We start from the raw sequence: 9,510 nt of genomic DNA on the forward strand, positions 1-9,510 counted from the left end.
GGTCAGAAATTACCGAAAATCTTTGCGTTTACCTTCAAAGAGGCTCGGCACCCTCCTCCAGTTCCAGCATGAGCCCGCTCAGACGCTTGACCTTGCGCTGTACCGCCTCTTCAAATACACCGGTGCGCGGTTCGATCAGTGTGAACCAGTGCTTGGCCCGGGTAATACCGGTGTAGATCAATTCCTTGGTCAACACGGGATTCAAGGCATCCGGCAGAATCAGCGCCGTGTGGGCGAACTCCGAGCCCTGGGATTTGTGCACGGTCATGGCGTAAACGGTTTCGACGTCATTGAGCCGACTCGGCAACACGAAACGTACCCCGCCCTGACCGTCATTACGCGGGAAGGCTACGCGCAATACCGGCTTTCCAGCGTCAGGCCCTTCGCGTTCCGGCAGTTTGAGGGCGATGCCAATGTCACCGTTCATCAAACCAAGACCGTAGTCGTTACGGGTCATCAGTACCGGGCGGCCTTCGTACCATTGCTGGTCGTTCTCGATCAGACGTGCCTTGAGCAGCGCGGCGGTGATGCGTTGGTTGAGGCCTTCAACACCCCATGGCCCTTTGCGCACCGCGCACAACAACTGAAAGGTGTCGAACGCTTGTAAGACTTCACGGGCCCAACTGATCCAGTCCGGATGCTCGAGCGGCCTGCCCAGTGGTGGACGCTGATTGCGCAGCACACTCAGATAATGTCGATAACCTTGCGGGCCATCGCCATGGCCTTCGAGCAGCAGGCGCTCCAGTTTGTGATCGTGCTCGCCCTTGAGCAGCAACGAAAACACATCGTCATAGTGCCCCGTCGCCAGCAACTGCCGCGCCTCCTCCGGTAACTGCTGATTGACCCGTCGCGCGAGCTGGCCGATGCCGCTGCCCTCGCCGAAGCGCCGCGAGTGACGCAACATGACCACTTGCTGGGCCAATGGATGGGAACCGTCGACGTCTTCATGCAAACCGCCGGCCGCCAGGGATTCACCGCTGACCGACTCCAGCCATTGCCGGGTCTGCGGGCTGTACCAACCGTCTTCAGCATCACGGCACAGATCCCCCAGCACCGCACCGGCCTCCACGGAGGCCAGTTGATCCTTGTCGCCCAGTAACACCAAACGCGCATGCGGCGGTAACGCGTCGAGCAGATTGGCCATCATTTCCAGATCAATCATCGACGCTTCGTCGACCACCAGCACATCCAATGGCAAGCGGTTACCGGCATGGTGCCGGAAGTGCCGGGTGCCGGGACGGCTGCCAAGCAAGCGATGCACCGTGGTGACGTCGCAGGGGATCTTGGCCCGCACGTTTTCGGCGACTGTCAGCGTTTGCACTTGCTGACTGATCGACTCGGTCAACCGCGCAGCCGCTTTGCCAGTCGGTGCTGCCAGACGAATGCGCAGTGGTAGGCCTGCCTCGACCGCCGGCGCCTGAAGCAGCGCGAGCAAACGCACCACGGTGGTGGTTTTACCGGTGCCGGGACCGCCCGTGATAATGCTGAAGGCACCCCGCGTGGCAAGAGCACAGGCGAGTTTCTGCCAGTCGACCACCTCGCCAGGCTTGGCTGAGCCGAACAGTTCATCCAGTCGCTGCGGCAGATCACCCGGCGTCGCCTCAACTTGGGCGAGACGTTGGCGTAGCGCCGAATCGATACGGCGCTCGTAAGCCCAATAGCGTCGCAGGTACAACCGCTTTGATGACAAGACCAACGGCCGCTGCTGCGCCGCATCACGGCTATCCGCCGCCAGGGCGACCAAGGGACTGCCCGCCAGAACCTTGCACCAATGGGCGCCATCGAGCGTTTCAAGCAGTTGCGAGGGCAATAACAGCACACCCCCTTGCACATCGCCTTCGGGCGGGAGCGACAGGGCAAAATCCGGGGCTTTAAGGGTTTCAAACAAATCCAGACACACATGGCCATGCCCGAGCTGATGGCTGGTCAGTGCCGCAGCGAGCAATACCAGTGGATCGGTATCCGGCTCAAGCTCGTGAAGAAATGCCACGAACGCCTTGTCGAGCGCACGCAACCAACCTCGCTCAACCCAACGATTGAGCAGCAACAGCAAGTCTTCAGCACGGGTCAGAGGCGAGAGCGAGGACAGGCTGTCGGCTGTCAACGGGGTCGGCAGCAGATCGTCGAAGGTGCGACTCATAGCAGGACTCCCTGTTCCCATGCGGGCTCGGCCTTGGGTTCGGGTTTGCCTTGGAACATCCGGTCGAGGCGCTCAATCAATTCACGGGGCGGACGGGCAAAATATACACCGCGACTGTCTGCGCGAGTCCCGCGCAGAAACAGATACAGCGCACCGCCGAGATGCCGGTCGTAATCGTAATCTGGCAAGCGAGCCTTGAGCTGACGATGTAACGCCAACAGGTACAACACGTATTGCAGGTCGTAGCGGTTGTCGAGGATCGACTGCTCCATGGCCTGCGCGGTGTAGGCCAGTTCATCAACGCCCAGCCAGTTGGATTTGTAGTCGGCCACGTAATAACGACCATCGTGTTCAAAGGTCAGGTCGATGAATCCTTTGAACATGCCATTGAGCTGCACCGGCTCTGCCGCCACCCGTGCCACGCCATTGTGGGTGTACTGACGCACCAGTTCGTCGAGTTTGACTACGTCGACTTTATGGCTGGCGAACCAGAACTCCATCTCGACGCGGTACTGCTTCAATTGCTCAAGAATGACGGGGGGCTGCCCGTCAGCGATTGGCAACGGGGATTTGAGCAGATGTTGCAGCCAGTCACTCAGGGTGGTGATCCAGCCTTCCCATCCACGAAGGTTGCAGCGACGGGCAATCGCATCCTCCAGCGCCTCGCGAGAAACGGCAAAACTGTCTTCACCTGCCCACTCCAGCAGACCGTGAAGGAACGTTCCCGGGTTGGGACCACGAGGGAAACGATGAATATCCGCACCGCCGGCAATGATGTCTCGCGGAGCATCGGGATCAAGGCGTTCATCATCGAACAACTTTTGTGCTTGAGGACTGTCAGGCGCTTCATCACTGCCCACACTCAAAATATCGCTGATGCGCAATGCACTGTAGGACGCAATCCACCAGTTTTCACTGGCCTTGCGCTTGGGCGATAGCGTGGCACAGAGCACAGCGTCATTGCGTGGAGGCAGGTAATGCTCGTCGGCGGCCTGGGGCATTTCACCCGTGCTGATTGCCGGGCAGTCGCGTTGCAGGTCTTGCAGCCAGCGATTCAGCGCACTGGACTCCCCCAGAGATGCTCCGCCACCCAGCAAGTAACCCAGCGCCGAAAGGTGCAGCACCGAGCTGTTGTTATTGCCGCGTTTGAGATCCGTCACTCCCAGCCAACAAGCATGCTGCGCACGGGTCAGGGCCACGTAGAGCAAGCGCAGATCCTCGGCCAGACGTTCGTCGTCCGCTTGCGCAATCAATTCGGCCGTCGGCCTCAGACTCACTTGAGCCTTGCCCGATGCATCGTGGTAATGCAGCGGCAACCGGCTGCCATCCACTGGTTTGGCCGAACAGATGAAGGGCAGAAATACCAAGGGATACTCAAGGCCTTTGGACTTGTGAATGGTCACGACTTTGACCAGTTGCTCATCACTTTCCAAACGCAGAATCTGCTCTTCACCGGCCTGACCGGACAACGCCAGAAGCTCGGCCAAGTGGCGGATCAACGCTTGCTCACCATCCAGCTCCGCAGCGGCTTGCTGCATCAGCTCGGACAGGTGCAGAAGGTTGGTCAGCACGCGCTCACCGTCACTGCGGGTCATCAGGGTTTGCGGCAAATGAAAATCGTGCAGCAGGCGTCGCAACATCGGCAGGACGCCTTGTTTGCGCCACAGCTCACGGTAGCCACGGAACTGCATGACGCGAGCTTCCCACACCAGTTCGTCCTGATTCAGACGCTCCAGCTCCGCCAATGGCAGGTTCAGGGTGATGCAGGCCAGCGCAGCCTTGAGCGAGCGCTCGACATCCGGTTCGGCGCAAGCCTTAAGCCAGGACAGCAGGTCGTGAGCTTCTTGCGCGGCGAATACCGAATCCTTGTCCGACAAATACACGCTGCGCACGCCACGGGCAGCGAGTTCGCCGCGCACAGCCTGGGCCTCTTTACCGTCACGCACCAGGATCGCGATGTCAGAAGGGCGCAGACCTCTGAAGTCTTTACCCTCTTGTACGAATCCAGCAACACCTGCTTGCCCCCCATTGAGCAACGCGGTGATTTCACTGGCACATGCCGATGCCAACTGCTGACGATAGACCACGCCAGAAAGGGGCTGATCGGAAGACAATAGCCAGACATTCAGCGCCGCAACGTCTTGCCCGGCAATCTGCAGTGTTTCTTTACGGCCCTGCGCGTCGACAGGTTGAAACGGCACCGGGTTCTCACCGTTTTTCTCCCGGAACAAAAACGCGCCGCGTCCCTGCTCTCGGGATTCGGCGCGTTCGAATATGTGGTTGACCGCGTCCACCATGCCATGGCTTGAACGGAAGTTGGTGCCCAATGTATGCAGTCGGCCTGTCGTGGCTTGCCGGGCGCGCAGATAGGTGTAGATGTCCGCACCGCGGAACGCGTAGATCGCCTGCTTCGGGTCGCCGATCAGAAACAGACCGGTATCCGGATTGTTTTCTTCGATGCGGTAAATGCTCTCGAAGATTCGGTACTGCACCGGATCGGTGTCCTGGAATTCGTCGATCAACGCGACCGGGAACTGTTCGCGGATCAACGTCGCGAGGCGCTCGCCCCCGTCAGATTGCAGGGCTGCATCCAGGCGCAATAGCATGTCGTCAAAGCCCATTTCGGCGCGGCGACGCTTCTCTTCCTCAAAACGCGCACCTACCCATTTGGCGGCATGTTGCAGAACGGCGGCGTCGGGGGTCGGCAAAGCATCGAGACTCGATTTGAGGCTCGACATGGCATCCAGCCCGGGATGACGTGGGACCTGGCCTTTCCAGGCCTCAGCCATACCGTCGGGCGTCAGTCGAGTGAATCCGGTGCCGATGTCGAGCTGCTCGAGGCACTCGTCCTCGGCCCAGGCTTTGAGCTTCTCGAACCACGGTTCAAAGTAGCGCGCCTGCATCTTGCGACCGTCGACGGTTTTGCTCGCGACGCCCTGATGACAGATGGCGAGTAACTCGTCGGCCCACTGACGCCAAGGCATTTTCAGTTCGATCAGCGCTGCACGGCGCTCTTGCAGACACTCGTCGATCAGCTCCGCCGGGGGCTTGCCTTCGTCGCTGTCGCGTTCACTGGCGAACAGGCCACGCACCCGAGGCAACAACGCAGCAGGCCCGCCCCAATTGCTGCGAACCCAATTCAAGGCATCGCCCTGCATCGGATAACAGAACAGTCGCCAGTAATCGCGCAGCACTTCCCCGAGCAAATCGCTGTGATCAGTCTCCAGCGACTGAGTGAACAGGCTGCCGCTGTCGAAAGCGTGCTCGCGCAACATGCGCTGACACCAACTGTGAATGGTGGAAACCGCCGCTTCGTCCATCCATTGCGCGGCGATATCGAGACGGTTGGCGCAACCGGGCCATTGCTGAGATTCGAATTGTTCGCGCAGCTGCGCGATCAATCCGTCAGGAGCGGGTATCTCGTCTCTGAAGAAGCGCGCGGCCTCGGCAAGGCGAGTGCGAATTCGCTCGCGCAACTCTTTCGTGGCAGCATCGGTGAACGTCACCACAAGAATCTGCGGTGGCAACAGTTCTCGGGCAAAACCATTCGATTCGCCGCCATGGCCCAGAATCAGACGCAGATACAGCGCAGAAATAGTGAAGGTTTTACCGGTGCCGGCACTGGCTTCGATCAACTGGCTACCACGTAATGGGAATGCCAGAGCCAGCGGTATTTTCTTGCTCATGACCGAGCTCCTTCGCTGGACAACGAACGCCAGGGCGCTTCAAGCAAAGGACGATACAAGGTATCGCACCAACCGGAGAACGTCTCGTCTGCGAGTAAGGCCTCAAAGTCGGCATATTGCCGTGACAGCGCCGGGCTTTCGCGGCGCTCGCCCTCACTGGTTTGGCCATCACCCTCATAGGCTTTACGCGCCGCGGCTTCAGCCTTGAGCGGATCAGTCTGTGATAACCAGGCGAATGCGGTCTTTACCGCGATCGGCAGTGGTTGCCGCATTCCAGCCTGCCAGGCGAGAAGAAGATCCCCAAGGAAACGAACAGCTCTGTCTGGCTCCATCGGTTCGAGCAGCAAGGTGTCATCGCTGGCCACCAACGCCGTGGCCATCGGAAGTCCGCTGGCGCAGGCGACCAAGTGATTAACCCAAGGCTTGGTCAGTCGATGCCATTTGCGATTCTTGATCGAGCCGATGCTGTTGGGGATGGTCGTGACTGACAACACGCCACCGTCGGCACGTTGATGCAAGCCCGAAAGCCAACCTTCAAGGCGTAAGCCCTGCAGCTCCATAGAGATCGGGATGGCACTGGTCAACGGTGTCGGCCATAACGTCAGTAACTGTTGATAGCGCTGCAACAGATCGGGTAACGGCTCGATCAACTCACGTTGCAGACATTCACCAAAACCGGCCATGGGTAGAAGTCCGCTGTTTTGCAAACGCAGGGCTTGAACCGCGAGCGCCTGCTCGACATTATCCGGCTGTCTGAGCGCAGCTTCGAGCAAGCTGTCGCTGAGTGTATATCGCTGCAAAGCGTCCAGGACAAAAGGCTCTTCGTCGGCGAGCGGCGCTTCGGCGGCTTCGAAATACACCTTGAGGCGCTGGGTGAAAAAGTGTCGGACGGGGTTACGCAAGAAGTCCTGCAGCAGGGTAAGGCTCAGCGGCTCTTCTTGAACAAACGGAGCGAGCAACTCCACCTCGTTTTGGGGCGCCTGATGTTGATGCAATACCTGCCATTCGCTGGCATAGCTGAACAGTTGATCGCCCTCATGAAAATAGCGCGCACTGAACGGTTGCAGCGGATGCTCCTCGGTCATGGCGTGCAATAAATCCTGACGTTCGTCGACTAATCGCCAACCGCTGGCAAGGTGATCGCGCAACTGGCCGATCAGCACCGAAGCCGGCCGCTCACTGTTGTCACGAATGCTGCGGCCGACCCAACTGATGTAGAGCTGATGACGGGCAGACAGCAGCGCCTCGAGCAAAAGATAGCGATCATCCTCTCGCCGGGAACGATCTCCCGGACGGTAATCGCTGCCCATAAGATCGAAATCGAGCGGCGGTTGCGCGCGGGGGTAATCGCCGTCGTTCATCCCCAGCAAACAGACGAGTTTGAAGGGAATGGCACGCATGGGCATCAACGTACAAAAATTTACTGCACCGGCGAGAAAGCGTTGGGACAGTCTGCCCTGATCCAGTCCAGCGAGCCAGGCCTCGCGAACCACGGTCAGCGGCAATTCATCTTTCAGGCCCACAGCCTCGCAGGTCTCCAGCCAGGTTTCACGAAGCTCTTCCAACTGGGTGAGCAGGTAGTCATCGTGCTCGTTGCTGGCCTTGAAGAACAACTGCATCAGCGCCTGCAAGCGATGACCCCACACGTTGGGTTGAGCCGGTTGCGTGAGTTCCTGATGAGCGAGTTCCAGTGCATCGAGCAAGGCAACCAATGGCCCGATCAGTGCAGCATCCAATCCGCCGATTTCGTCGTAGGGTTCGATACCCGCACAGGCATTGGCGCTGCCAACGGCATAGCCCAGCAACATTCGGCGCAAGCCAAAATGCCAGCTGTTCTGCTCCAGTTCGTCCGGCAAGCCTAGACCGGCACGTTGTTCAGCGTTCATTCCCCAGCGCACGCCGGCGCCTTCGATCCAGCGATGCAGCGTCGGTAAATCGCGCTCCTCCATACCGAAACGCGCACGTAATGCTGGAACGTCAAGCAGGTCGAGAATTTCGCTCACCGGAAAGCGGCTGTCAGGCAGTTTAAGTAGATGCTCGACGGCGATCAGCAATGGATCCCGACCACGCTGGCCCTGATCCGCCAGGGTAAATGGGATGCAACGTGGGTCATGTCGATCAAGCTGACCAAACACTGCACGGATATGCGGGGCATAGCTGTCGATGTCCGGCACCATCACAATTACATCGCGCGGCCGTAAATCCGGGTTGGCACTGAAGCGTGCCAACAGCTGGTCATGGAGGATTTCAACTTCGCGTTGGGCGCTGTGGGCAATGTGAAAACGGATCGACTGATCTTCGTTCAGCTCAACAGGAGGCCAGTGCTCGCGTGTCTCATTGAGTGGCCGCAGTTCCAGGATGTCGTCCTGTAGTTGATTAAGCAGATTCTGTGGCCGGGTCTCACTGAACAGATCGATACGTCCGTCGCGGAAAGCTGCGCGATAGCTATTCGGATCGTCATAGCTGTCGAGCAAGTTGATGTAGTCACGACCTTGCTTGCCCCATGCTGCGAGAAGCGGGTGGGCGTGTTGGTGCAGTGTTTCCTGATCCAGGATCACCGGCATACCGCTCCTGCGGGACTGGCGCTTGTATTGATGACGCAGTAAGTCCTTATCAGCGACGATATCGGCCCAGTGATGACGACATGGGTTGTGTACACACAGCAGAACCTGACTGAAACGTGCGAGCCCGGCCAGTGCTTCAAGCACTTGGGCTGGCAAGGAAGAAATCCCGAAAACGATCACTCGCGAAGGAATCCCTTTTGGGGCTTCTTCAATCGTATTGATGCGTTCGATAAATCGCTGATGAACACCGGCACGACTTTGAGCCATGCCCAACTCTCCAACGTCATCCAGCAACGCACGCCACAACTCGGCTTGCCAGCAACTGGTAGGCGGCAGTGGTTTTACTTCGCCTCTGACGTTGCGCAATTGATGCCGTCCCTCAGCCCAATCCTCCAGCCAGTCGGCTCTATATACCTGGTACTGGTCAAAGAGATCCGCCAGACGCTCGGATAACTGATAGCGCTTGCGCAAGTCGGTGTCGTGAGTGAGAAAGCGTTGCAGTGGTTCGAAATGCGGACGGTCGATGACCTGAGGTAGCAGGCGCATGAGCCGCCAGGTCAGCGGAGCTTTATCAAGCAGGGATTTGGCTGGAATTTCATCTCGGCCCAAGACCATGCGATAGAGCTGCCACATGAAACTGCCAGGCAATTGCACATCAATCGCGGCGGCGATACCGCAGCCGCCGAGGTCATCGTCTTCAGGATCTTCGGCCAAGGCCAATTTGAGCCACTGGGCAATACCGTTGCTCTGAACCAGAGCAATTTCGTTTTCCAGGGGGGCCAGTGGATAGCGCCGCATTATGCTGACCACCAGGCTGCGCAGTTCATCCAGGCTATTGCTCTGAACCACCATGAATGCAGCGTTGAGGGACTGGGCGTCCGGCATAAAAGCTTCCTTGGGAAAGAACAAAAGCCAGGGCAGAACCTTAGCACTGTCGGCAGGTTGTGACAGCCGGAAGAAGGCCCTACGGGCTGTAAGAACTTTCCTGCGGGCAAAACAAAACCCCAACTGCTTTCGCAATTGGGGTTTCGGAATTTAATCTTGACGATGACCTACTCTCACATGGGGAAACCCCACACTACCATCGGCGATGCATCGTTTCACTGCTGAGTTCGGGATG

At 58.6% G+C, this 9,510-nt stretch carries 3 protein-coding genes and 1 rRNA gene; all 4 read right to left on the reverse strand.

Annotated features, from left to right (window positions below; all coding sequences use genetic code 11):
- Positions 1–34 precede the first annotated feature (34 nt).
- Positions 35–2,140 (reverse strand): exodeoxyribonuclease V subunit alpha, encoded by a 2,106-nt coding sequence (gene recD, locus AACY50_RS20525; protein WP_339539063.1) that lies wholly within the window; start codon positions 2,138–2,140, stop codon positions 35–37.
- Complete coding sequence (gene recB, locus AACY50_RS20530) at positions 2,137–5,826, reverse strand: exodeoxyribonuclease V subunit beta (protein WP_339434127.1); 3,690 nt, start codon at positions 5,824–5,826, stop codon at positions 2,137–2,139. The genes recD and recB overlap by 4 nt, the downstream gene beginning before the upstream one ends.
- Positions 5,823–9,275, reverse strand: coding sequence for an exodeoxyribonuclease V subunit gamma (gene recC, locus AACY50_RS20535; RefSeq protein ID WP_339465443.1), 3,453 nt, complete (start codon positions 9,273–9,275; stop codon positions 5,823–5,825). Before recC ends, recB begins: the two co-directional genes overlap by 4 nt.
- Positions 9,276–9,429: 154 nt before the next feature.
- A 5S ribosomal RNA gene (rrf, locus tag AACY50_RS28860) occupies positions 9,430–9,510 on the reverse strand; the annotation flags it as partial.

The sequence above is a fragment of the Pseudomonas sp. RA_15y_Pfl2_54 genome, assembly GCF_963971015.1.
Lineage (GTDB): Bacteria > Pseudomonadota > Gammaproteobacteria > Pseudomonadales > Pseudomonadaceae > Aquipseudomonas > Aquipseudomonas baetica_A.